This is a genomic window from Xanthocytophaga flava (assembly GCF_030068545.1).
Taxonomy (GTDB): domain Bacteria; phylum Bacteroidota; class Bacteroidia; order Cytophagales; family 172606-1; genus Xanthocytophaga; species Xanthocytophaga flava.
The window spans coordinates 319,658-344,787 of the sequence record NZ_JASJOR010000002.1; the positions used below are offsets into that span (position 1 = coordinate 319,658).

At 39.8% G+C, this 25,130-nt stretch carries 18 protein-coding genes and 1 pseudogene; 2 read left to right on the plus strand and 17 right to left on the minus strand.

Annotation, left to right across the window (positions count from 1 at the left end; genetic code table 11):
* Positions 1-522: 522 nt before the first annotated feature.
* The 16 genes from QNI15_RS04090 to QNI15_RS04165 all read right to left on the minus strand — a co-directional run bounded on the left by QNI15_RS04090 (position 523) and on the right by QNI15_RS04165 (position 23,697).
* Positions 523-1,755, minus strand: coding sequence for a glycosyltransferase family 4 protein (locus QNI15_RS04090; RefSeq protein ID WP_314030673.1), 1,233 nt, complete (start codon positions 1,753-1,755; stop codon positions 523-525).
* Between the two features lie 76 nt (positions 1,756-1,831).
* Entirely contained in the window at positions 1,832-2,962 is a 1,131-nt protein-coding gene (locus tag QNI15_RS04095) for a glycosyltransferase (protein ID WP_314030675.1), read from the minus strand.
* Between the two features lie 813 nt (positions 2,963-3,775).
* Positions 3,776-5,191 carry a hypothetical protein gene (locus QNI15_RS04100; protein ID WP_314030677.1) on the minus strand — a complete coding sequence of 472 codons (1,416 nt, stop codon included), beginning with the start codon at positions 5,189-5,191 and terminating at the stop codon, positions 3,776-3,778.
* Positions 5,192-5,244: 53 nt separating this feature from the next.
* On the minus strand, positions 5,245-6,267 hold the full coding sequence (locus tag QNI15_RS04105; RefSeq protein ID WP_314004294.1) for a glycosyltransferase family 4 protein: 1,023 nt from the start codon (positions 6,265-6,267) through the stop codon (positions 5,245-5,247).
* A gap of 41 nt (positions 6,268-6,308) precedes the next feature.
* A complete protein-coding gene (locus QNI15_RS04110) occupies positions 6,309-7,775 on the minus strand; it encodes a lipopolysaccharide biosynthesis protein (protein ID WP_314004297.1) in 1,467 nt (488 codons plus the stop codon).
* Positions 7,776-8,494: 719 nt separating this feature from the next.
* Positions 8,495-9,403, minus strand: a complete 909-nt coding sequence (locus tag QNI15_RS04115) for a polysaccharide pyruvyl transferase family protein (RefSeq protein WP_314004299.1) — start codon at positions 9,401-9,403, stop codon at positions 8,495-8,497.
* Between the two features lie 58 nt (positions 9,404-9,461).
* Positions 9,462-10,370 carry a glycosyltransferase family 2 protein gene (locus QNI15_RS04120; RefSeq protein WP_314030678.1) on the minus strand — a complete coding sequence of 303 codons (909 nt, stop codon included), beginning with the start codon at positions 10,368-10,370 and terminating at the stop codon, positions 9,462-9,464.
* A gap of 61 nt (positions 10,371-10,431) precedes the next feature.
* Positions 10,432-12,768 (minus strand): GumC family protein, encoded by a 2,337-nt coding sequence (locus QNI15_RS04125; protein ID WP_314004303.1) that lies wholly within the window; start codon positions 12,766-12,768, stop codon positions 10,432-10,434.
* A gap of 9 nt (positions 12,769-12,777) precedes the next feature.
* Entirely contained in the window at positions 12,778-13,563 is a 786-nt protein-coding gene (locus QNI15_RS04130) for a polysaccharide biosynthesis/export family protein (protein ID WP_313986927.1), read from the minus strand.
* 275 nt (positions 13,564-13,838) lie between these two features.
* Entirely contained in the window at positions 13,839-14,888 is a 1,050-nt protein-coding gene (locus tag QNI15_RS04135) for an NAD-dependent epimerase/dehydratase family protein (protein ID WP_314004305.1), read from the minus strand.
* Between the two features lie 31 nt (positions 14,889-14,919).
* Positions 14,920-16,377 (minus strand): exopolysaccharide biosynthesis polyprenyl glycosylphosphotransferase, encoded by a 1,458-nt coding sequence (locus QNI15_RS04140; protein ID WP_314030679.1) that lies wholly within the window; start codon positions 16,375-16,377, stop codon positions 14,920-14,922.
* Positions 16,378-17,462: 1,085 nt separating this feature from the next.
* The gene (locus QNI15_RS04145) at positions 17,463-18,413 is read right to left on the minus strand and encodes a ring-cleaving dioxygenase (protein WP_313986920.1); all 951 of its coding nucleotides are present in this window, start codon (positions 18,411-18,413) and stop codon (positions 17,463-17,465) included.
* Positions 18,414-18,448: 35 nt separating this feature from the next.
* Entirely contained in the window at positions 18,449-19,159 is a 711-nt protein-coding gene (locus QNI15_RS04150) for a pirin family protein (protein WP_314030680.1), read from the minus strand.
* A gap of 236 nt (positions 19,160-19,395) precedes the next feature.
* On the minus strand, positions 19,396-20,739 hold the full coding sequence (locus QNI15_RS04155) for an IPT/TIG domain-containing protein (RefSeq protein WP_314030682.1): 1,344 nt from the start codon (positions 20,737-20,739) through the stop codon (positions 19,396-19,398).
* 338 nt (positions 20,740-21,077) lie between these two features.
* The gene (locus tag QNI15_RS04160; protein ID WP_314030684.1) at positions 21,078-22,073 is read right to left on the minus strand and encodes a phosphatase PAP2 family protein; all 996 of its coding nucleotides are present in this window, start codon (positions 22,071-22,073) and stop codon (positions 21,078-21,080) included.
* A gap of 754 nt (positions 22,074-22,827) precedes the next feature.
* Positions 22,828-23,697 (minus strand): DUF5694 domain-containing protein, encoded by an 870-nt coding sequence (locus QNI15_RS04165; RefSeq protein WP_314030686.1) that lies wholly within the window; start codon positions 23,695-23,697, stop codon positions 22,828-22,830.
* Positions 23,698-23,873: 176 nt separating this feature from the next.
* Between QNI15_RS04165 and QNI15_RS04170 the strand changes: the two genes are divergently transcribed.
* Positions 23,874-24,092, plus strand: a complete 219-nt coding sequence (locus tag QNI15_RS04170; RefSeq protein ID WP_314030687.1) for a hypothetical protein — start codon at positions 23,874-23,876, stop codon at positions 24,090-24,092.
* 84 nt (positions 24,093-24,176) lie between these two features.
* Here the strand turns inward: QNI15_RS04170 and QNI15_RS04175 are convergent, their stop codons facing one another.
* On the minus strand, positions 24,177-24,653 hold the full coding sequence (locus QNI15_RS04175) for a hypothetical protein (RefSeq protein ID WP_314030689.1): 477 nt from the start codon (positions 24,651-24,653) through the stop codon (positions 24,177-24,179).
* 221 nt (positions 24,654-24,874) lie between these two features.
* On the opposite strand from QNI15_RS04175, the pseudogene QNI15_RS04180 reads away from it, so the two are divergent.
* A pseudogene (locus tag QNI15_RS04180) lies at positions 24,875-24,973 on the plus strand (acyl carrier protein); the annotation flags it as partial.
* Between the last annotated feature and the right edge of the window lie 157 nt (positions 24,974-25,130).

Here is a 25,130-nt window from a genome sequence, read left to right on the forward strand (position 1 = left end):
CTCTTCATTTTTTGCTTGCTTGAATTCAAAGTTGGCTTATAGCCCAGAACATATCTCTTCCTATGGCCTGTTACTTTTTTGCTTGTCCAAAAAAGTAACCCAAAAAGGACAAAAAACTCCAAAGCTTCGTCCCACAGAGCCAACGCTAGGCCCGCGGAATTTTTATCCCTACGCACCTACACCACCACTCACGATTGAAGTCATTGTTGCTCTCTTTGTACCAATTAAAAACCTTTCTCTTTCCCTGTCCTGATCTTTACCCTTTTGGTCGTTCTGAAATGAAAGCTCTCCTCTTCCTTCCTTCAAAACCACCTCCCTCTCTCTGTCCTCCTGAAAGGATCTCGTGACAAGACCGCGGCCTGTGGATCTGGAAATAATTTTTCTCTCTCATAAAACAAACGAGGCTCTATTTGTCACGAGATCCTTTCAGGAGGACAGAGAGAGGAGGGAATAGAGAAAGCGGCGATCCTTTCAGGATGGCCAAAAAGGAATTATACCTTAGTTAAATCTACCCGAAAGTCATTAAGCGGATTTAGCTTTGCTGGCTCCGGATACGAGTTCTTTTCCAACAACGGGTTTAACCGATTCCAGTATTGGTTTGACTGACTTCTCTTTCTTAAACTGACGTTTGTATCCTACTACAGTCTCAATGGTTTCTTCCATAGCTTTCAGGTGTTTTTGTAGAGAGAAAGATTGCAGATAGCGTTCACGTCCTTTTTTACCCATGCTTTTTTGTAATGCAGGATCTGACATCAACAACAGTAGTTTCTCTGCAATCAATTGAGGTTGTTGAATCTGCACCAGAAAGCCAGTGTCTCCTTCCACTACGATATCAGGTATACCTCTCCAGAGAGTAGAAACAACCGGTAATTCAAACATCATGGCCTCTACCACAACATTTCCGAAGGATTCTGATTCGAAGTAGGATGGAAAGCAGAAGATATCAGCTTTCACAAACTCCTGCCACTTTTCATCACCTGTCTTTGTGCCCACAAACTGCACATGATCCTGAAGATTGTATTCCTGAACTTTTGCCATCACCTCGTTCTCATACTCGTTAGAGACAAACTCGCCAACCAGTGAAATACTGAAATTATGAACTATGTTCTTCAGTAGACGAGCTGCTTCAATCAGCACGGTTACTCCTTTGTCTTCACGCAAAACTCCCACAAACAGGATGTTAGTCTGCTCCTTTTGTGCTCGTACCAGAGGCAGGTATGGAGTGGCAGCATCTTCCAGGCCATTGTGGATGATATATACGCGATCAGAGTTAAAGTACTTTCCATCAGCCGGATTTAATGCCGAGAGCTGAATAGATGCATCCGGGGAACCATAAGCCCACTTTGCCAGTTTTTTAAAGAGTCCAGGCTGCTGTTCCAAGTAATCAGAAATACCAGCAGCCCGAAAGTGATAGATAACCTTTTTGAAGAACATACGAGTAATTCCCAGCAAAATAATATCCCGCATAATAGGTGTCCGGTTAGGACCTGCCGGGGGATAATACAATGTATCCACATTCTTACTAAAGCGTAGTTTCAATACCTTTCCAATCACTTCAAACAAGTGAAATATCTTCTTAAATCTGAAATTACCCACGGATTTAAACGAATCCGAGAAAGACATGCGCACATGATAAATTTTGATTCTGTCAAACTCTGCATCTACCAACCGCTTGATCATCATGGCTTGTCCCATATACGGTGGAGGGGTCTGCCCTACCACTAAAATTTTCACAGGTTTTTCGTTCATTTGCATGGTATTTAACTGAAGCTGTATAGGGTATTTTTTAAAACAGCGAAATACCCTATACAGCCTCTAATAAAAGAAAGAGTTACTGATACAAAGGCACCGGATTCTGTTCAGTATATTTATCCAGAAGCACCTGTGCAATCTGATTAATAATAGCCTTTACAGACTGTTGTTTGGTTGTTATAATAATCATCAGTTCTTCACCTGTCAGTTTATCAGGATCTGTAATATCCAGAGCCAGAACAGGCAGATTATGCATCTTGGCTTCTACCATCGTAAAGCTTCCCCTTCCATGCATATCCATACTCACAAACAAATCATGTGAGGCATAATAAGAGGATAGATCGCGACGTGGCTTAGCTCCTAAAAACGATACTTTTAATTTGTATTTTTCTGCATATTGTTGAAATACGGCCCTGTCAGGACCTTCTCCGATAATGGTGAATTCATAATTTATTTTTCCTTCCAGCTGTCTCAGTGCTTTCAGAATAAACATAATACCTTTCCACTCGAGCAGCCGGCCTACAAATAGTAACTTAAGCACTCCTCCTTCTTTTGCTTTATAAGCAGAAAAGTCAACCTGAAAATCATTTTTATTGACTACATAGTAGTCAGGTTGCAGGTATGCTTTCTTTCTTACAAAAGGTGGCAGAATGTTTCGGGTAGCAGTGGTAGCAACTCCTATTTTCTGCGCCTTGTATAATGCACTCAACACAAACGGATCAACAAAGGATGTATGCTGGAGAACCAGCCTTAGCACCTCTTGTACGCGTCCCTTCCAACTGAATACAGACAAAAAACGAATGGGTACAATTTCTCCACTAGCAATTGGCCCCCAGGTAAAGTATGGAGAAAAGTACCATAACAACGATGGAAACCGATAAGAACCTACACTTGCCCGATGTGCATGCTGAAACTGGTTTCGGGAGTATCTTTTGAGTAAAAAGAAAAACAAAATAAGCTCCCAGATATAAGGAACTACTTGTTTACCTACTGACGTTTTCTTGAATCCGTTAACTGCTACCGGCAAATCAAAAAAAATGAAAGTAGTATTGCTGATTCCTTTTTCCCTGAATACTTTCTCCGCTTTTTCCCGGTTGAAAGGACGGGTTACAACAATAAGATCAGAACATTTTGCCGCTAACTGTAGCAGCTCCTGCCAGCCTGTTTCAAACTCACTACCACGGTCTGGCTCACAGTGGTAGGATGACATAATGGTTTTCATACCCATAGCCTGTAAAAAATATAAAAAGAACAGAAACTGCTTCATGAATACAATCTTATGTCTATACTGAAGGGATTATGAAAAATCTATTATTTCATGTCCAGTCAGCTTATTCAATTGTATAGGTTGTCCTATACAGATTACATTACTCTGCTCCATATCTTTGACTCTATTTTCTCAGATATGTTATCATTCTTCTGTTTATAGGTTGTTCCTGGTTTAGTTTAAATTGATAGATGATTTATTATTCCAAATACGGTGGTTTATTATTCTTCCTAAATTTGTTCTAATCCCTTTCATTTCTCTTTATACATCTTGTTACGTTTTTCGCTTGCCCAAAAATAGAGGCACCAAATGAGAGTTTGGTGAGCCAGATTTGTGTGTGCAAAAAAGGGCACTTTTTCCCGATCCTTCCGCCCGCAAGGCCAAAGGCCAACCTCGCGGGAAAAAGATTGCCAACGCACCTACACTTCCGCACACGATTGAAGTTTCCATGGCTCTCTTTGTATCGATTAAAACCTTTCTCATACCCTATCCTTCTACTCAACCCCTTTTTGTCCTCCTGAAAGGATCTCGTGACAAGACCGGCGGTGTTTCCAACCGGAGATATTTTCTCTCAGAAAGTAAACACAACTCTATTTGTCACAAGTTTCTTTCAGAAGGACAGGGAGAGAAAGCCTGTCGCCTGAACAATACTGTCTTCGCCTGAATAACAAAGTAACGTCTGTGTCCAAATAAGGTGTTCGTTTCAGAAGGACAGAGAATATTGCTTTATCAAAGAGTACTCTCTGAGTACCCCTTCTAAACTGATACTAATTCTTCCTGTACTAGTTCTTTCTGTACTAATTCTTCCTGTGGCTTTTGTTTGGCTTCGGTTAGTAGTTGGCTGTATAAAACTTTGAATAGCATCATGCCAGGCAATAAGGCCTGTACGGTTTCCAGGTAGTTTTCGAATGTTGAGATAAAAACCAGCATGATCAGTAATACTCCCATAGCAAAAGCCAGATAGGTGTTGACCTTATTTTTCCGCTCTTTAAAAAACACAAAGAGCAAACGGATCTTCATAAAAAAGTACAGGATACATCCCAGAAAAAGGCCTAGTCCCACAAATCCAAACTCAGCAAACAGAGAAAGTATGGAAAAGAATGGTCTGTGCATGGTTGAGTTTCCGTACCGATCGGACCCATGAGTATACTCTAACCATGTATGCTGAAATAGTTTCCGGAAAGGCTCAGATACTTCGTTGGGCAGGAAATTCATTTTTGAACCATAGTAATTGCCCGAGCTAATCAAACCGGCCCTACTTGAATACTGGCCTGGTCCCAATCCGATCAGTGACACCAGCGGATATTGCTCTGGTAGCTTATCAAAAGCATTATCCATCGCTTCGAACTTGGGAGAATCCCGATCCTGATAGATTTGAAAAAACACAGCGGTTGTTTTTGAAATACCCGGAAAGAAAAACTCCAGCGGAAGCAGCATCAGCAAGGCCATAGCCACACCACCTATAATCTTGGACAAGTCACTGAAAATAAGATTTTTCCGATAGAACAGAATGGTAAACAATAACGCCCATACCAGACTCACAAACACATGCAACACTCCAGCCAGCATGATTGACAACAAGCCTACCAGTACGACATAATAATATTTGCGTTGCTGTAATACATAGGGTATAAACAGGAAGATGAAGAAAATCATACTGATCACGAAGATCTGATTTCCAAATCCTGCATTGCCATTCAGGATAGCATCTATCCCAATAGTACCCTGTACCGAGTCGCCATTGATGATATAGGTAATACCTGTTACGGTCACAATCACAAACTGCAGAATGCCTATGATTCCTTCTATCAAGATAACCCACTTTAAAACAGGAGCATATTTCTCATAGGAAAAAGCCGAGCTGATACCCCGTCCGGGAATTACCAGCAAAAGAAAAAAGGTACTATAGGTAAAGATGGCAACCACACTGTTTCCCAACAGAAAATAGGTTCCCTGATACTGATAAATGATATAATAAAATCCCAGTAGTACCACTATACCTGTAATAGCCATTAAGGTACGTTGCAGCACTCTACCCGAAGAAGAACGGACAATAAACCAGAATAACGCAATAAAGGGCACTACATAGGAAAAGATCTTGATAGGCAATAAGCTGAGGCTTAATGCCACCATGAAAGATTCAAAATAGGGCTTTGCATATTTTTCGTTCATATAGCTGATTTGAAAGTCAGAGCTAAGCTGACTTAGTGGTATTATACCATCTGTCAGGCGATTGCTTCATGCAGTTGCTCTAACCGATTGGCGTACATTTCGATATATAATTCACTGTACAGATGTGCAATGGACTGGGGAGTAAACCGCTCGCGGTTAACACGCCCGTTTTCCAGCAACTGTTCCCGGTATTCATCGTCTTCAATCACCCGCAGGATACCCTTTCGAATGGAGGATATATCAAAGGGGTCCACCAGACAAGCGGCGTTGTCTGCAATTTCAGGCATAGAAGAAACATTGCTTGTTACTACTGGCCGTTCCACCATGTTTGCTTCTACAATAGGTAATCCAAATCCTTCGAAAGTTGACACAAACACCAACATATCACTCTGTATGTATTCCTGAAGTACCTCTTCATCTGTCAGATTGGATTTCCAGGAATAGTCAATCTTATGTTTTTCCAGTAAAGCCAACATATCTGGAGAAGGTTGTCCAACAATCCGAAGTGTACACGAAATGCCTTCCAGTGCTGGAATCAAACGACTCAGATTTTTATTGGGTTTTACGCCTATTTGTAGCAGTACAGGCTTACTTTTAGTAAATGCTTTTGGATGTGGTGTAAAATGCGGAGAGATACAGTTATAAATCACACGTATTTTCTCTTCCGGATAATCGACATATTTAAGCAGTTCATTCTTGGTTGTTTGCGAAATCACTGTCACCATACCCGACCTGTACATAGGAATCTTTAACCAGAACCAACGATGAACTGTCTTTTTTAAAGCGTTGGTAGAGTACATCAGGTTTATATCATGAATCGTCAGAATGGTTTTGTTTTTTCTCAGAAAGAAAGTCAGATAATGTACATCACCTGTCACATGGTTGATATCCCCCTGTGGTCTGAACAGGACTTCCAGTATATTGTACAACTTCTTGGTAATCCCGCTGTTCACCTTTGAACTCACAATAGTTGTTGCTTCGATAAAGGAAGGCAAACTATTACGAATACTTTTGAACAGTATCTCTATACTGAATAACTTAGTTCCGGGATTTCTCTGAAAAAAAACAACTTTCATAGCCTATAGAAATAATAACTAATTGACATACAAAACCAGCTCTATACTTTCCGACTTCCTGAAACACGCAGGTATACACGTGATACAGAGTTAAACACAGGTGTTAATACAGATGGAAGCAGGAAATACAGCGCAACAAAAACAGTAATACTCCAGATCACACCCTGAAGAGCAAACCAGATCCATTCCGGAGAGAGTACAGGAATTACTGCTGAGGAGATTGCCAGAATCAGGAATGTAACTCCCCCCATCCAAAATGGACGCGACAAATGCTGTAATGATCCCTGAATGCTTATTGGTGCTGTTTTTAAGGAAAGCACATACGCTACAGGCAACAAGAGTATGCTTCGTGCAATAGAGATATAGCCTACATAAATCAGTGGCAGCCGACTTACAGCAGCTAATAATGCCAGGTTAATTACGACATTAATCAATGTAAATCGGACAACCAGATCAGGTCTTCCAGTACTGATCCATAAGGTATTTGTATAATAATAGATCATGTAGATAGTACCTCCGATAGACACCAGCTTGAGTAGATCTGCACTTTGCGCCCAGGTGGCATTAAAGAAATACAGAATAGCCTCAGGCGAAAGAAATACAATCAATGCCAGAACCGGCAAAAGCAAAGTAAAGCTGGATTCTATAGCCTTATAGAAATACTTTGTTAACTGTGCTTTATCATCCTGTACAGATGAAAAAAGTGGCAACATTACTTTATTGACAGAGGTATTGGCGGTTTCGATGGTTGACTGAAATACTTTGTAACAGAAAGAGTATATACCTACAGCCTCTGTACCATGAAAGAATCCTATCAGTAACTCAATTGAATTCCGGCTGAAGTAGGTTAAAAAGTTGTTGATCATCATCTTGTAGGAAAAGGGAAACAACTCCCGAAAATGATCAATGGAAAACGATAGCCGAGGTATCCATTTAGTCCAGAACCAGAATAGTGTGGTAGATAATCCTATGAATACAAGCTTTTGAAACACCAGTGCCCATACACCATAGCCCATAAATGCCATCGTTAAGCTAACAACAGCAGCAGCCAGCAGACCTATAATCCGGATTCTAGCGATAAGCTTAAAATTCATCTCCCGAGTTAGCTGAGCTACTTGTACCAATCCGGATGGACCAACCAGAAAAACAAGGCCAACTGTCTGTAGCACAGGTGTAAGAGAGGGTTCTTTATAGATGTCTGCAATAAAGGGTGCTGACAGACAGATTATCGCAAATACACTAGCTCCTAGCCCTATATTGATCCAGAAGGCTGTATCCAAGTGGGCACGTTCCAGTTTTTCTTTTTGTACCAGTGCAGCGACCATTCCTTGTTCTACCAGCACGTTTCCAAAATCAATAAAGGCGGTAGCAATGGCGACCAGGCCAAAATGGGTGGCGCCCAATAATTTTGCCAGAATAAAGAAAACAAGTGTGGAGATGATCTTTATTCCAAAACCTTCAATGAAAGACCATACAATGCCTGTTTTTACTGTTTTCTGTGTATTCATTTGCAAGGGTTTTAAGCTGGTTTGTATCCAGATTTATTTAGGTTGGGTTTGTTATCTCATTTATATGTTTGCAATATTTTAGAGATCTTTTCCTTCATTTCTTTATAGTCCAGAATATCACTCTTCTCCTATCTCCTTCATTTTTCACTTGTCTTTCCCTAGATCAGCTTATTATACCAATCATTGTTCTTCTACAGGCTCCTTCATTTTTTGCTTGCCCAAAAAACAGGGCACCAAACGAGAGTTTGGTGAGCCAGATTTGTGCGTGAGCAAAAAAGGGCAAAAAAGGGCAAAAAATTCCAAAGCTTCGCCCCACAGAGCTAACGCTAGGCCCGCGGAATTTTTATCCTCACGCACCTACACCACCTTCCACGATTAAAGGCATCGTGTTTTTCTTTGTACCGATAAAAAAACCTTTCTCATACCTTGTCCTCCCCTCTCCCTCTTTGTCCTCCTGAAATGTAGGTTCTCTCTTCATTCCTTCAGAACCACCTCCCCTTTTTGTCCTCCTGAAAGGATCTCGTGACAAGACCGGCGGCCTTTCCGACTGAAGTGTTTTTTTCTTTCACAAACCAATCATAGCTCTATTTGTCACAAGATTCTTTCAGAAGGACAGGGAGAGAAAGCCTGCCACCAGGACAACACTATCAACAGAGTGACGAGTACGTCCAAAAGAGAGTATTCTCAAAGTGTTTTTTCTTTATTACAGGCATCTTCTCCTAACTGAGAATGGTTGTGTACTTGCTCTTAACCTTTTCCAAGCGGTCTCTTAGTTCGTCGGCGAGAGACGTTACTACACCGTTCTGGCTTAGAGAGGGTTTCGTATTTTTTATATCTGAAAATTGTCTCAGGGTTTCTTTCCACTTGAAACTTTTCTGATAGGATACAAAAGCCTTCGCCAGGTATTGGGTAGCCATATTGCCCAGCATACCTTTGGTTTTTACCTGGATGATCTTTTCTGCTTCTTTGACTTCGCTATAGAGAGGTGGCATCTGAACGGGATTGTAGGTGGTTTGTATGGATTGTGTCCAGTCCTGCCATTTAAACTCACTGATATTTTTGTATCCTTTTACAGGAATCCAGGGTACTCGGAGGGTATCAGCGACGATTGCTCCGTGCATAGCTTCGGTAATAATCACTTCAGACTTGAGTATTTCTTCCAGGATCCTGTCTTTGTGCCACATGGGACTTATATAGTGATAGCCAGCCTGTTCGCACAATCCAGCCCAGTCAAAGCGGGTTTCGCTTTCCCAATGTGGCATATACGAAAAAGCATAGGTCTTTTTATAAGAAGGGAATGAAAAATGTGACAACAGCAAGGCTCCATCTGCTACCGCCATAGATTTATCCAGTCCCAGGTATTCGGCAGTAAGCGGTCCTCTTACACACATGATTTCATACGATGAATCTATGCGAGGCTTCACTCCATATTTACCATAACCTGTACTGAAGATTATCTTTCGGACAGCACTACTATTTTCCAGCAAGGGCAATCCAAACAACGAGCCTATACCAAAGAAGGAAACAGACGGATCTTCGTCAAAAAAGTCGGCTAACAATGTAGGAAAGATGGTTGCATTCAAGGCATCTCCAAAATTCACATTATCATCAAAATAGCAAAGTTTCATAAGCAAAAAGGTATAGGTTGTAGGATGTCACATCTAGGGTATAGGTAATTCCTTTCTTTCAGGAGGGTTGCGGCTGTACACGTCGAAACTTATTCAGAATCAGATCATAAAATTCCTTTCGGTTCCAGAGATACTTAAAATACATTTGAGCAGGAATGCTGACACTACGATCCCGAAGGCTGTCAACGAATGTTTCCAGCGCAAACTTTGTAAATGACCGTTGTTTAAAGCGATGAAAAGACCTTTCCTTTCCCTGTTGTCTGAAATATGGTTCCCATTTGGCAAAGAAGGGTTCTACCTTCTTGAACTTTGCACGATACTGTTTGGATAGCCGTCCTGTTGAGTTATACATAAAATACGTCAGGCGTTCATCACAATAATCTATTTTCATGTCGTGTAATGTCATCCGCATCCATAAATCAATATCTTCTGCATGTTTCAATGTCAGATCAAATGCATTCAACTTTCGGATAGATGCATTACGCATGAGCATCGTGGATGGATTGGGTGGAGTCCAGCAATTGTCTACCAACTGATACCATATATTGTCCTTAAACAGCTTGGTATGGGATGGAACCGTCTTATTTTCATACACTACCCAGGTTCCATTGTATACCAGATCCAGTTCCGGCTTCTTTGTAAAAAGCGCCATCTGCTTTTCCAGTTTGTGAGGGTCCCAGTAATCATCCGAATCCAGAAAGGCAATAAACTCTTCTTTAGCATGCATCACTCCTGTATTCCGGGTACCACTGGGCCCCTGATTTATCTCGTTTCGGACTACCCGTACCCAATCCTGATCCAGGTAATTGCTCTCTCTGAGAAAATCCTCTATCAGAAAAGAAGAGCAGTCATCCACTACAATAACCTCAGATGGTTGCAGTGTCTGTTTCTTCACAGAATCCAATGCCCGAATCAACTCCTCTTTGCGGTTAAAAACAGGTATTACTACAGAAATGGATGCAGCCATAAATTACTTCTGTTGAATAAAATCGGTTGTTTAGTTATTTGTTGAAGACCTGCCAGATTCACTAGCTTGCAATCTTCTTATAGTAATTGGTAAGTTCTTTGGATACACGGGTTGCGTTGTAGACAAGCGCACTTTTGTTCTTGAGATTATGGCGATTCAGAATAGTATTCAGCCTTCCGATATTTTCTCGTTTGGTGACATCACTTCGCACCACCACCAACGTATAATCCACACAACTCGCAAAAAGCAGGTAATCTGAGATTAACCCTACCGGACATGTATCTATAATAATATAGGTGTAGGTATGTCTTAACTCAGCCAGTAACTTTTCAAGAGAACTACGCAGAAAGGCAGCCCGTGAACTTTCAGACGCCTGTCCTGCACTGATTACATCCAGCGAAGGAATAGAAGTCTGATTAACCACAACTTTTGATGGATCAGGGAGGAAGTCGATCAGACCAGGAGCGGTTTCCAGATTAAATACTGTCCCTACATCCGACTGATAAAAGTCTGTGTCGATCAACAGTGTTTTATGTCCGGCCTTGGCAAAAGCTACAGCCAGGTTAATGGCACAATAGGTTTTGCCTTCATTGCTGGCCATGGAGGTAACAGCAATTACCTGTTGATTTTTAAATCGTATGTAGTGACGAATTTCCTGAAAAGCACTGTCGTTATACGGATGCGTAGTCAGTGGTCTGTATTTCTTACTGTTAGAATCAAACATAATGGAAGCGACTACAGAAAGTTGTGTTTCTTTTTCCAGCTGATCTTCGCCTTCAATTCGCTTATGCATATAATCTTTCACAGATAAATAACCTGCCGGAAAGATCAGTCCCAGCATAATAGCCATCAGATACGTTAGGGTTGCATTAGGCGATACGGGTTTGCTACCGACCTGACGTGCCTGATCCACAATGCTCTTGTCTGGTGCACTGGAGGCAATAGCAATACTTGCCTCTGCACGTTTCTGAAGCAGGTACTTATATACATCATCGTTTAGCTGAAACTTACGCTGAATCGTATTCAGATTACGTTCGTTGGCAGGCAACTGGTTAATTCTCCCTTTTACTTCATCCACCCGATGCTGGTTTTCATTGAGAGCAATTCGCGACGACTGAATCAACCCCTGCACATTTTCGGCCAGTGTCTTTTTGGTATTGGAAATCTTCTGGTCCAATACTTTTAGTACAGGGTTGTTATCTGCATTGGAGTTATAGGCCACAGATACCCGTTCTTTATTCAATGCATTGAGATCTTCCAGCAACTTGGTTAAGCTAGGATCATTGATTCCAGCTGCGGAAGGTGTAACCACACCATCCATGGTAGCACTGCGAGCCAGATAGTCAGCTATATACTGGTAGTACATAAGCTGTGTTTTACGATCTACCTGCTTCTCTTCCAGTTGGTTCAACAGATCTGTATAGGATTGCGCTGAAACACCTACATCAATCACATTACTCTGTGACCTGAACTTTTCCAGCGAGCCTTCCACTTTGTTCAGTGTGTTTGATACCTTGTCAATCTGGTTGTCTATGAAGCTGAGGGCGTTCATACCCAGCTGATTTCTTTTTTGCAGGTCATTGTTGACATAGACACTAGAAAGCATATTCAGAAACAAAGCTTCCTTCTCCGGAACTGTTCCCTGCAATGATAAGCTCACAATATTTGACTTTTCTGCAATAGGTGCCACACTTAGTTTTTGCTGATAGGACTCTGCCAGATCTTTTACCGAATGATTGACAAAATAATAGTCATTGTTCCAGAATTCGGCTTCTCTTGTTTTTGCAGGCACCAGCATAAAACTGATAAGAGGACTCACGAATGGTTTTCCGATTACCCCTTTTTGAGAGAAGATAACTTCGTCCTGTATTCCCAACGGCTTTTGGGAACGATAGTCATATACGGTAGCATTGTGCTCCTGCACCTCTACAAGAAAAGTGTGTTTGTCCAGAAAAGAGATTTGTATTGGGGCATCAATCAGTTGTGGTCTGTTTTTCAGCAACCGGATCTCAATGTCCTGATGATAAACTTCTTTGGAAAAAAACTTTTCTACAGGTTTAAACTTTAACTTGCTGTCTGTCTTATATATGTTGGTATAGTTTTCAAGCTTCTCTACTGTTTGTTTTACTACAGAGTAGGAAGTCAAGATCCCAATTTCATCTTCTATGGCCGCGTTATTCTCCAACAGTTCAAGTCCATTGATAAACTTTTTGTCATCACTACCTTTTTCATTCAGGTTCTGTTCCTTTAGCTGCACAGAAGCCTGCACCATGTATTTTTTCTCAGTTGATCGTAAATATATAAATGCGACTACCAGCATCAGTCCTACACTGATAGCGAAAAAGTGCCACTTCCGAAGAAACTTTGCGAGCACTAATCGTACATCAATATCTTCCATAGCTTTATTCTATTTTAAATAATTGAGTATTAAAATTGTGCTGGAAATGGCACCAAAGAGCACCCCAAGTACTGACAATGTATTGACATTGCTTCGGGCATATTTTGCTTTAAAAGGCTGCACATAAATAGCATCGTTAGGCATCAGATAATAATATTTTGATGAGAGCACATCGGGATCATTTAGATCTAATACAATGGATTGGGTTCCCTCCTTGGTTTGTCGTACCAGCACAATGTTGGTACGGTTCCCGAAATCTGTAAGGTCACCTGCCATGGCTAAGGCATTCAACAACGTTGCATTGTCATTGTATATGTAATAATATCCCGGATTATTCACTTCACCCAGAACGGTTACTTTGAAACTAATCAGCTTTAAGAGAATGGTGACATTGCCGACATAGGTTTTCACTTTTTCCTGCACTGCTTTTTGTGCCTCTTCAACAGTCATACCAGCCACCTTTACTTTTCCTACTTCTGGCAAGGTTATATCTCCTTCGGCATTAATGGAATATCCATTTATATACAAACCCGCCGGATTCCATTGCTGTACACCATTTTCCGGCACTATATTAAAGTAATCGGAGGTTTCTTTGTTTAGCGTTTTTATGCGTATTGACAAGACGTCTGTTGGTTGCAGCTTGTACACAGGTAATGTGTTAGGTGTGGTAACAGGCGAACTTTTATTCAGTGACGGATTAGGAAAATAAACTATATGATGTTTGGGTATACAAGCATTTACTAAGAACCATAGCGCTATTATCTTGACTAAATTAACTGCGTTTTTTATTCTCATAAGGTAAGTGGTATAATATGAAATTTGGTGTCTGGTCTCACCCTGCCGTTTTACTTTTCTGTTTCAATCCGGTTTGTGACTTTACACAAACATTTCTTATGAATTATGATCTCTTGTTTTCAACATATCTGTACTGAATGGCTAATAAGTTTCCTGTATTACCACCTAACACCTGATTAAAGTGTAGGTGGTAATGTTGTGTATACTAGAAATAACCTGATATGGCAGACTGAGACAAGGTGTCTTTTCAGTATATATCTATACTGTTTTAAAAATCACGCTTGCTGCATCTGATAGGTTGGAGCAGTATAGAAATATCTCTTTCTCGGAATGTCAGGTTCAGGTTTACTCACCTGAGCACTGATGGTTTTATACCAGTTTATAGTTTCTTCTACTCCCTGCTGGATAGAATACGGAGCTTTACCCAATACATTAATGGTGTCATCCATAGGAGTCACATAACTACTGGTCATACTTCGAAAGCGACCACTGGTAATTGGAAAACGAATTTTAAAGGCAGTGAGAATATCCCCAATACTAGCCATAGTTTTTACCAGTCCTGTAGGGATTATATTTACTTTTTTGCCTGTCAGAACCTGAGAAACTGTATTTACCCATTCTTTTAATTCAAATGGCTCATCGCCTACATAGAAAACCTTTCCATTCACTTTTTCTTCTTCCAGCGTCAGTATCTGCATAATCTGAAAGACTACATTATTTACATATCCATAGGATCGGATAACATTTTCCTTAGAAGGATGGAAATACAGGCCAGACTTAAGCGTCTTAAAGAACACATCCCGATACCGTAAAGACCACGGTCCCCAGATGGTTGTAGGACGAATAATAGTCCAGGAACAGGACAAGGAAGCATGACGGGTAAATTGTTCTGTCAGGATTTTAGTCATCCCATACAGATTGACAGGATTATAATCTTCATCGTGCTGCGGATAATAGCCCGGCTGGCATACAAACTGTGTGGAAGTTACGATAAGCCGCTCTATTGAAGGCGTGTTCTTAACACATTCCAGTACATGTCGCGTACCCTCGGTATTCTGAAGATAGGCAGCCATATCCTGTTGTTCGTCTGTATCAGCACGTGCAGCCAGATGTACTACATGTGTGGGTTGGTAATCAGAAAATATTTTTTGCAGGGCATCCTGATCCAGGATGTCACAATTGATCCAGTGTGGTTTATGCGACACATCCAAAGGCGGATTCCAGTCTACATTCACTACATCAATAGCATGTTTCAGGCAATAGGTTATCAGATTAGTCCCGATGAATCCAGATCCACCAGTGACTAAAAGTTTTGTATTGGTCATAAGTACAGGAAAAATTGACTACATAGATTTATTAATAGGCAAATTTCTCACCTACTATCATGTTCTTCACTGTGAGGAATATGATCTTGATGTCAAACAAGAAATTCCATTTTCTGATATAGGCCAGGTCAAAATCAACCCGCTTCTGCATCAGATATAGCTCTCTGGTTTCGCCTCGGTATCCTTTTACCTGAGCATAACCTGTAATACCAGGGGCTACAGCATGTCGCAAAGGATACTCTGGAATCAATTTGGAATAGTACTCTAGCTGACTGACCATATTAGGCCGGGGTCCTACAATAGACATATCACCTACAAGTACATTAAAAAACTGTGGTAGTTCGTCCAGGCTGGTCTTACGTAGAAACTGCCCTACAGCAGTGACACGAGGATCTTTGAAAGTAGCCTGAACTTCTGATTGATTATTAACACGCATGGTACGGAATTTCAGACATTTGAATGCCTTGTTCCGTTTGCCAGGCCGATGTTGCACAAAAAATATAGGACCTGGAGAAGACAGTTTTACTGCTAGTGCAATAATGGGTATCAGCCAGGAGAATATAAATACAATCACCATCAGCGAAAACACTATATCAAAGATGCGCTTCAGGATTGTGTTGAATTTATTCTGCAATGGATGCAACCATTGATCGCACACAACCAGATCGCCTACGTAACAAATGTTTTTTTGTTCTGGCCAGATATATCCTGAATTAGGTAGTATCAGACACCGGATAAAACATTGACCTGCAAAGTGTGAAATGGCTTCTACCTGTTCCTGCTGATGAGCGGGCAAGCTGATAAAAATATGCTGAATCTGATGTTCAATGCAATATTCTCTAAATTTCTGAAACTCTTCTTCAAAGTCTTTGTTTGGGTCAACCAGATGATCAAAGCTTCCGGCAAATTTACTTTCGCCCCACTTTCTTGTCAGTTTGTTAACTAGTTCCTGACTATAAATACCACTACTCACTACCACAAACTTTCCTGAAGCCAGTTGCAATCCTCTCTGGTAAGATACCTGATAGATACCACGGGCAACAATCAAAAGAACAATAATTCCCAGATAACTTTGAATGAAAAATGGATAATAGCCAATCGGCAACCGAAGAGCAGACAGTATCAGTCCTACCATACTGCCATGAAGCAGCAGTGGTCCCCAAAGGTTCGAAAAAGAAATTCCTTCTTTAAAGGAAAAACCTCTCCTCAGGTAGGATTTACTGGGCAAAAACGCAAACACCCACCAAGCCAGGCAAAAGACAAGGGCAATAAGTGGGTAGGTAATTTTGAGGTGTACAGTGCGGGCCGGGTGCAGATCCAGCAGAAATTTGAATACACCATAGATAATAAGCGATTCAATACCTAATAACAAAAATCGGCCCCACTCATTACTCCGGGTATCAACCGCAGAATTAGCCTTTGACCATGCATAATTAGTTATGCTGAGGCTATTCCCCTGTACATTGTTTTGTAAAACGAATTCTTTCATAGCAACAGGTTTGTATGGTTTATTACAAATTCCTATGGTTTGATGGATCTGTCTGTTGTCTGTAAAAAGTGATCAGAACAACAAACCCAGCCTGCCTGAAGAAAGTTCAGGCCTTTGAAACGGCTCAACATATTCCAGAACTAACACCGGTACCTTACCAGACTTAGATTGCTGAAAGCACCTGAAAGATGCAGTCACCCGGAATCAAAAATATGCACTTAAAAATACTTAGAATGCTAGGGTAAAGTCGCTTATAAAAGCATGTTTACCTATTCCAGTTGTAACTTATTTATTAGTGACTATTGGCTTATACGCGCACAAATATTTAAGGTTACACTACATTCTAAATTTGCGGCTTTATGTAAATCTATTTGAAAGGGGAATGAAAAGCAGCATTTTTAGTATTAATAAAATGTTAATTCTAGTTAATATTCCGCTAATGTTAAGTTAATGTTACGGATTTTAACATCAAATAAGAATAGTACAATTGATTTAATAGATCTTTATACTACTAAATGAATAATATTCGTGTCAAGGCATAAAAAGAGACCTGGAATTTTTCAATCAAACCAGAAAAACACAATTACATCCTCAGCACTAACACTCTCCACACAAACTACATCACCCTTCAATAATCTAATTACCAACCCTATAACTCTAAAAATTACCTTTTTATAAGTCAGTTTTTTCTTATCCAATATTAAGCACACTAAATATTTTCTTAACATTGAATTAAAAACAACCCAACCTAGGCGAAAGAAGGCCAATCAAAAAAACATCAAAAAGTTACACCAATAAAAGTAGTTTTATTTGCAAAAATAGTTTCAACCAATTTAATACCTATCCTTTTCAAGGCTACTAAATAAGTATCAGATAATCCACTCTCATAAAAATCCTATAATAGTCTATAATTGCCTGCAAATGAACAATATGAGAAAAATTTACCTACACATTTTTCCCTAACATTCAGATCATATAAAAATGGGTGATAGAGTGCTATACCCGCTAAGAGTATGCAGTCTATCACCCATCAAACCTGGTAATTAATCCGACTGACTAGCTACCAGTCACAATCATTACATCCATTAGTCTGCCAGTTGTACCAGACGTTTTTCGATATCTGCCCTATGTGCCTCATATTGACTAGGCAATTTCAAATTGGTACCTAACTCCAGTAAAGGTTCATCAGCAGTAAAGCCTGGATTGTCTGTAGCTACTTCAAACAACACTCCACCTGGTTCACGGAAATAGATAGCATAGAAATAATTACGATCTATTTGTTGCGTCACGTTAAAACCTTTTTCAGCAATTTTTTGACGGAACTGTTGTTGAATCTGATCATTGGCAACCCGGAAGGCCACATGGTGTACTGTACCACCTGCTACCTGACCTGGTCTTTCACCAGCTGCTTCTACCAGATCCACAATGGAAGCATTCGGAATAGCATCTGTAGCAAACCGATACCGATTTACATGCTGGTCTATGAGTTTGTATCCAAAGATGTCTGTCAATACATCAGCTGTACCTTTGATGTCTTTCAATGTCAGCGTAATATTATGAAACCCTTTGGTAGCCACATTGGCATTCACCTCTGGTGTTTCCCAAGGCTTACGGATATCAGGTGTTTTGGAAACAATCAATTCTAGTTTCAAACCATCCGGATCAAGGAAAGGAAGATAGGTCTCACCAAATTTCTCAGCAGGTTTGTTAAAAATGACATTGTGCTGCTCAAATCGTTTCAACCAGAAATCCAGACTTCCTTCAGGTACAGAATAACCGATTTCCGTAGCCATTCCTGTTCCTCTTCTTCCGGGAGTGATACCTTCCCAGGGGAAGAAAGTAAGAATAGTACCAGGTGTTCCTACTTCATCTCCAAAATAGAAGTGATAGGTATAAGGGTCGTCAAAGTTGACAGTTTTTTTCACAAACCGTAATCCCAGTACATTTTTGTAGAAGTTGAAGTTACGTTGTGCATTGCCTGCTATGGCAGTAATATGATGTATACCTAATATGCGATTTTCAGTGTTGGTTTCCATGGTAATAAATAGAATAGAATGAAATAATAAAGTTTTTAGTGATTCACAGGTACTTCAATAATCAGGAAGCGACTTTCTGTGTTGGTTTGGATAGTGATACTATTTGTATCCCAGATTTCTAAAGAATCTTTTTCATTGATTGTCTGATCTCCTATCGTCAGGTTACCACTGATGGAATACACAAACAAACATTTGTTCAGTGGGTTAAAGGTATAGTCTATATTTTTGTCAGCGTCAAAATATCCTAGTGACAGCTTTGCATTCTGATTAATCCAGCAATGTGACTGTCCCTCTTCGTTGCTAACAATGGTTGTAAGTTGATCTTTACGTTTTTCTTCCGGAAAATACCTGCGTTGATAACGGGGCGTAATGTTTTGCAACTTGGGCTCAATCCATATCTGCAGGAAGTTCACCTCCTCCTCTCCTACATTGTATTCTTCGTGCCGGAGTCCGCTGCCTCCACTCATAATCTGAACCCAATCTTTTTCCACTACTTCCGAATATCCCATTGAGTCTTTGTGATTCATCTTGCCAGCCAGCATCACTGAGATAATCTCCATGTTGGTATGTCCATGAAGTCCAAATCCATTGCCAGGGGTTACATAGTCGTCGTTAAAAACCCGTAACAAACCGAAGCCACTGCGTTCAGGATTATAATAACTCGAAAAGCTAAATACGAAATTGCTTTGTAGCCAATCCAGTTTTTTGAGGCCACGTTCACCAGCAGGGATAAGTTTCGTTTTCATTTTCTACGATATATAGGTTTGTGTATCTATTTTCTTTATCTGTCAGATTAGCGATCTCTTTTGCAATTCTGATGATACAAAGATACGGCATTAGTCAGGGCGACACCAATAAGGTAGATTAAGAAAAAAGATTAATGTAGATTAAGTGTTGGCATATCATTACTCATATTGTATAAACAGAAAGTCCTTCATAGATATGAAGGACTTTCTATAGCAGATAAGATTTGTATTAACTGTTAAGGAAGTCTGTAAGGTACAATTACCAATGAATTCGCAAAACTATTTTTAGGACTATTTGTTAATGTTATGTCCTTACTATTCACCCACAATTTTGCAACCTGCGTTCTTACATCCGCCTCATAACCGGATACATAAACTTTATTATTCAAGACACCAATAGAAGTAGCATAAGTACTCTTAGTCCCGCCAGGTAAATAAGTAACTATACCATTCTTCCAGTATTTAGCAACTATGACACCATTTTTATATTCATACCCAGCTATGTATATATCATTATTCACCACTATAATATGCGTTGCGTAAGAATTCGCACTACTTTCTAAAATAATTTCTGTATCATTTTTCCAGTATTTAGCTACTGGAACTGAATCTTGCACTTCATATCCTACTGCATGCACATTTCTGTTCTCTACATAAATAGAGTTAATAGCAGCAGTATTAGTACCATCTGTTAACGCAACTTCAATACCATTCTTCCAATACTTAGCAGCCAAAGAATCCCCTTTATCCCGCTCATATCCTGCCACATACACATCTCCATTTGAAACAAATATGGAATTTGCCAGAGAAAGGTCTCCATCTTTTACCAAAGGAACTTCTTTACTATTTTCCCAGTATGTTGCAATAGAATTATTACCATTATGTTCATCACCAGCACAATATACATTACCATTCTCCACATAGATAGATCTTATCTTTGCAGATCGATTACCAGTTGTTAAAGAAACTTCTGTTCCATTCTTCCAGTATTTAGCTACTGGAACACCATTTTCAAATTCATACCCACCAACGTATATATCATTGTTGGCAATAAAAATAGATTCTGAATAGGCTTGATTACTACTACTGTCCGTCAAAAGACTTTCTACTCCATTCTTCCAATACATGGCAATCCCAGTATTTTTCCTAGTAAATACCGTTCCTGCTATATACAAATGGTTCACTATAAATTCTTCCGCAGAAGTTACCGCATCATGTCCATCAATCTTAATATTGATTTTACCGGAAGAACATTCGGTTGGGACAATTACTTTTAGCTCAGTAGTAGTTGCACTGATCACTTCTGCGGGATAATTACCGAATAGAACCAGGTTCTTTACTTTATCTGTACTAAAATTGTTTCCTGTAATGGTCACAGTGTCACCGATGAGAGCACTACCAGGGATAAATGATGCCACCTGAATAACAGGTTTCTCATCATCCTTATCCTTACAGCCGATCAAGGCAAAAGCAGCTAGACACATGGCTAGACCAAAGCGAAGTAAATCAAATGTGTTTTTGCTGTAATTAAAAATCATTGTCTGGTTCTTTTCAATTAATTGCGCCGATGAATCCTTCATAACGAAGAATTTACAGCAATGCTACTTATAAAAATATATGCTACCAAACTATTGAGTTTCAATAATAGGTAATATTTCCCTATAAAAGAACCTGCAAAATTAACAGAAAACTATCATCTGACTGGAAAATAACATGGCATCCATTAATTATAGACATAATACTTACTGTAATAAACAGACAAATATCTATAGAAAAAAGTATAATTAGAATAGTATAAAGTATGCTATTAAGTTAGATGAGAAAACACTGTAGAATGCCTATAAGAAAAAAGCACCACAAAAATGTGGTGCTTCATTATACAGCCTATGAAAATACAGAAATGCAGGATGTTATAAAACTACTGAGATGTATGTTGCCAGGCAACTTTAGACAATACAGGGTTGGAAGAAGGAATTGTCTTCTTTCTCCTGCCTGCTATTTTTTCATGGAGTTTTGGCACCAGCAATCCTGTAGCAGCCCCTATAGCATACCCAATTACAATATCTGAGACGAAATGTTTTCCGGCCTTATAGCGATAATAGCCAGTAGCAGCAGGCCAGACAACAGCATACGACCATACCAATGGCTTCCATTTGGAATCTGGATAATAGTGCGAAAAGGTACTGGCGGTAAAAAACGACATAGCCGCTGTCATGGCTACGTGTCCGGAAAAGAAACTTTCCCGGCCGGCCTGTGTCAACTTTACTTCATTGGATACATGTGGGTTATATACATACGGACGGGGGCGAAATACCATTGCCTTCGTTAGTCCGGTAATACCCCAGCAAATCATAAAGGTTTCTGCATGCATCAGCGAAATCTTGCCAAAATCTTTACGCGTTTTCTCGCCTGCCAGATACAGCCAGGGTGACATTACGGATGAATATAAAAGCACATTACTGGCCTTATGAGCCGATGAAGAATAATGATAGGTAGCCCCTCTGTCAACAGTCCAGATAGATTCTCTCTGCAAACAAGCCAACTGATTAGCCGTAATAGCCCCTTCCTTATTCTTTGCAACCAAAGCCATTCCACTCAGAACAACCGAACTGGTAAGAAAGCCTATTTCACGTACCGGGTGAATAACATAGGGAGAGTTAAATTCTGTTTTTTGAGTTGGTTCTGCTGTGGTAAACCAACTGGCAGGTGTCCTTTTTAAGGAATAGTTGTCCGATAAAGAATATGCTTGATCCGTCAAAAGTTCTGAAGTCTGATTCAGGCTTATCCTGGAGTGGACACCAGCTACAGATTCGTCCTGGTATACGGTGTCTTTTAGCTCCAACGACTGTCCACTGATCTGAATAATTCCCACGCATGCATACATCAGCAGGTTCACTCCAACTATTTTTTTCATTCTTTACAAGTAGGTTAACAGAAACTTCACAGAATTAAATATACAGATTGTTCTATCCGAATTTACGATTGCAGGCATGGTAGTAAAATTAAAAGATAGACAATCTAGCTTTATAGAACTACTACTTGCTAAATGGTTATTTGTTGTAAATCTTGACGCAGAGCATCTGTACTATTCTTGGGAGAGGTTGTATGGTCGTCTAAGCTCTTAGTTAGACTATAGGTTTGTTGTGTGACCAGTATGCAGGAACACATTCTGGCCAACAGTTTCTTTCTAACGTACAAATATACAAATTCGTATGTCTGTATCTGTATTTGTGAAGATTTTTGTAGAAGGTAAACTACTATACATGTATTAGTGCAGATTTTGGATGTGTGTTGTTCTTGGAAGTATTCTACTACAAAAAAGCCCAACCCAGTGAAACTCCCTGAAAGTGCCTTCGGGGCTAGAATACCCTAAACACTCCCTCTTTGTCCTCCTGAAAGGATCTCTTGACAAATAGAGTTGTGTTTACTTTCTGAGAGAAATAATACTCTCCAGTAGGAAAAGCCGCCGGTCTTGTCACAAGTTCCTTTCAGGAGGACAGGAAGGAGAGATAGGTTCTTTCAGAAAGACAAAAAGGGAGTGGAGTATTCCTTTCCCTTCAGGAGAACAGCGAGTCATCCTTGTTGTCCGTCGTTGCGTGTTATCACCAACGACTTGTTTTTCACTATCCAGAGTAATAACACTAACCTGGGAGTAGAAATATAGACGATTATTTCAGGTATTTATCGGCGTCTACCAGAGTATACTCTATATCATCCCGGAAAATGCTTTTCAGTGATCCTATATGGGCTACTCCTATGATCACCAGAATCCGTTTGGCATGGGTTTGCATCTGAGTAGTTACAATATTGGAATAGATCTTATAATCTCTGTTTTTAAATACAGAGATGAGTTCAGCACCTATATATTTAGGATTTACAAAAGCGGTATCTACCATTGCATCCGGATTTTTAAACTTCCCGTTTGTAACCCGTGCAGGCACCATATATCGCAGCCGATAAATCAAATTATAGCATTCAGGCTTATTCAGGAAAATCAGATAGTCTTTCAGCGAAAGGCTATTGTTGCCCAGGGCCGTATATTTTTCTCCGACAACCTTTCTCAGCTCAGTAGTAGCCTGTTTATACAGTTCGATATGCTCACCATTATCCAGTATACTCTGTGAAGTACCACCGGGAGCATTGACACCATAGATTTTTTTGAGATTGGCTTTTTTGGCTAATGGAAAAGCCAGCTGATATACCTCACCTCTCCCACCGTCCATACCTGCAATATCCAGTTTGTTTTGCTGATACAACGTATACAGGCTGTCGAGTTCGGTCTGTTCTTCCGGCAAGCGTTCTACCAGAATCAGGTCAGGGTGATAAGCATTGATTGTGCGAACCACTTCAGCCAGTTCTTTTTGTCTGGAAGGAGTCAAAACATCAGTATTGGGATTGTCTTTTTTGTAGATCTGCGCCAGGTGATCTGATCCAAGCAGTAAAATATCTGTTTTGGGTTGTTGTGCCTGAGCAGGTAAAATGGCAATCAGTATCAAAGCAATCAGCCAATAGCCTATGTACAGTTTTACAGAGAGCATAGTGTATGGATTTGTTGGAATGTAAAATACATTCCTCTATGGTTACAATACCAAAAAGTAACCGTAACATCGTTCAAATCATCGGGCGCAGTTTTTGTGATAACTAGATTCTCAACACCTTATACCATATAAAAATTTGTAAGGGTATCTGATTTTTCACCTATATACATACCATCATGAAAATCTATTCTGTTATAAAACCAGCCATCTATGGTGTAGTCGGTATGACACTTTACCTGATGGCTTCCTGTGGGTCCTCTGCCAACAAAGAGAATGATATGAACCAAAGCGATAGCACGACAACAGATAGTACGGCTGTTCCGGCTGATACAGCATCTGCCAGTATTAAATCCAACAACTCAGCCGAGATAATGGCAATGCTAAGAAGTAGATAATATCAACAAGTGTCTTCTTACTAAAATTGTTTTTCTGGTTTAAACCAAGATTGCCAGTTGAGACTTACTAGATAACAAATAGTATCACCAGAATTCCATTTTCCACTCTGAAATAAAAATACTCCATAAACTCAGCTCTTCTTCAAGGGCTTTGGGATCTATTTTGTAAAGTTCATTTATAAATACCTCTATGTCACTTTTATGATCTAAGGCTATTGATTCATAGAATGTATCCAAAGCCTGAAAAGATAAATTCATGCACATCAGATCAACATTAAAATATTGTTTGATCTCCTGATTCTCTTCATAAGAGAGCCGCCATATTTCGCGGGTTTCAACTTGAATACAATAATAGGCACCACTATCACTTTCACCTATAGTAATATAGGATTCTTCCTCAAAGAAACGATAATGCCATTGGGCACAAGAGTCATAAAAGCTAATAAATAAATCAGGACGATCTTGTAAACCACAGTGCATAAGAAAATTGGTTTCATCCTCTGAAAGTTCAGATACATCCAGACAATGACGATCAAACGTTGTTATATTAGCATTTTGCATATATTAATGTATATTTCTTTTCCGTTTATTTTCATGTAGCCAAGGTAGTAAAACATTCTGAACAACCACCTTTTTTGTCCTCCTGAAAGGAAACTGGAAGAGATAGGGACAAACAATGGTGAGAAAAAGAAATTTTTCCTTTAGCCCTTTAAATGAAAAAGATATAAGACATAATAAGTCATATAACACTATATAACTAATCCCCAAACGGCACTCCTATGAGCCTTGACAGTGTAGAATTACTAATAGAATGGGAAAATGCTTTTGCTATCTCGATTCCGGATCTGGAAGCAGAAAATATAGTTACAGTCCGAGATGCTACAGAGGCAATACTCCGTCAGGTGGCAGTATCTCCAACTCCTCATTGTAAGTCACAACGATTGTTTTATCAGTTTCGCACTTATTTCGAACAAACATTTCAGATACCCAAAGAAAAATTCCTCCCATCAGCACATAGTATCAATGTATTTCCGGCAA

Coding starts and splice junctions, on each gene's coding strand:
- QNI15_RS04090 (WP_314030673.1), bottom strand. CDS start 1,755: ATGCAAATGAACGAAAAACCTGTGAAAATTTTAGTGGTAGGGCAGACC.
- QNI15_RS04095 (WP_314030675.1), bottom strand. CDS start 2,962: ATGTCATCCTACCACTGTGAGCCAGACCGTGGTAGTGAGTTTGAAACA.
- QNI15_RS04100 (WP_314030677.1), bottom strand. CDS start 5,191: ATGAACGAAAAATATGCAAAGCCCTATTTTGAATCTTTCATGGTGGCA.
- QNI15_RS04105 (WP_314004294.1), bottom strand. CDS start 6,267: ATGAAAGTTGTTTTTTTTCAGAGAAATCCCGGAACTAAGTTATTCAGT.
- QNI15_RS04110 (WP_314004297.1), bottom strand. CDS start 7,775: ATGAATACACAGAAAACAGTAAAAACAGGCATTGTATGGTCTTTCATT.
- QNI15_RS04115 (WP_314004299.1), bottom strand. CDS start 9,403: ATGAAACTTTGCTATTTTGATGATAATGTGAATTTTGGAGATGCCTTG.
- QNI15_RS04120 (WP_314030678.1), bottom strand. CDS start 10,370: ATGGCTGCATCCATTTCTGTAGTAATACCTGTTTTTAACCGCAAAGAG.
- QNI15_RS04125 (WP_314004303.1), bottom strand. CDS start 12,768: ATGGAAGATATTGATGTACGATTAGTGCTCGCAAAGTTTCTTCGGAAG.
- QNI15_RS04130 (WP_313986927.1), bottom strand. CDS start 13,563: ATGAGAATAAAAAACGCAGTTAATTTAGTCAAGATAATAGCGCTATGG.
- QNI15_RS04135 (WP_314004305.1), bottom strand. CDS start 14,888: ATGACCAATACAAAACTTTTAGTCACTGGTGGATCTGGATTCATCGGG.
- QNI15_RS04140 (WP_314030679.1), bottom strand. CDS start 16,377: ATGAAAGAATTCGTTTTACAAAACAATGTACAGGGGAATAGCCTCAGC.
- QNI15_RS04145 (WP_313986920.1), bottom strand. CDS start 18,413: ATGGAAACCAACACTGAAAATCGCATATTAGGTATACATCATATTACT.
- QNI15_RS04150 (WP_314030680.1), bottom strand. CDS start 19,159: ATGAAAACGAAACTTATCCCTGCTGGTGAACGTGGCCTCAAAAAACTG.
- QNI15_RS04155 (WP_314030682.1), bottom strand. CDS start 20,739: ATGAAGGATTCATCGGCGCAATTAATTGAAAAGAACCAGACAATGATT.
- QNI15_RS04160 (WP_314030684.1), bottom strand. CDS start 22,073: ATGAAAAAAATAGTTGGAGTGAACCTGCTGATGTATGCATGCGTGGGA.
- QNI15_RS04165 (WP_314030686.1), bottom strand. CDS start 23,697: ATGCTCTCTGTAAAACTGTACATAGGCTATTGGCTGATTGCTTTGATA.
- QNI15_RS04170 (WP_314030687.1), top strand. CDS start 23,874: ATGAAAATCTATTCTGTTATAAAACCAGCCATCTATGGTGTAGTCGGT.
- QNI15_RS04175 (WP_314030689.1), bottom strand. CDS start 24,653: ATGCAAAATGCTAATATAACAACGTTTGATCGTCATTGTCTGGATGTA.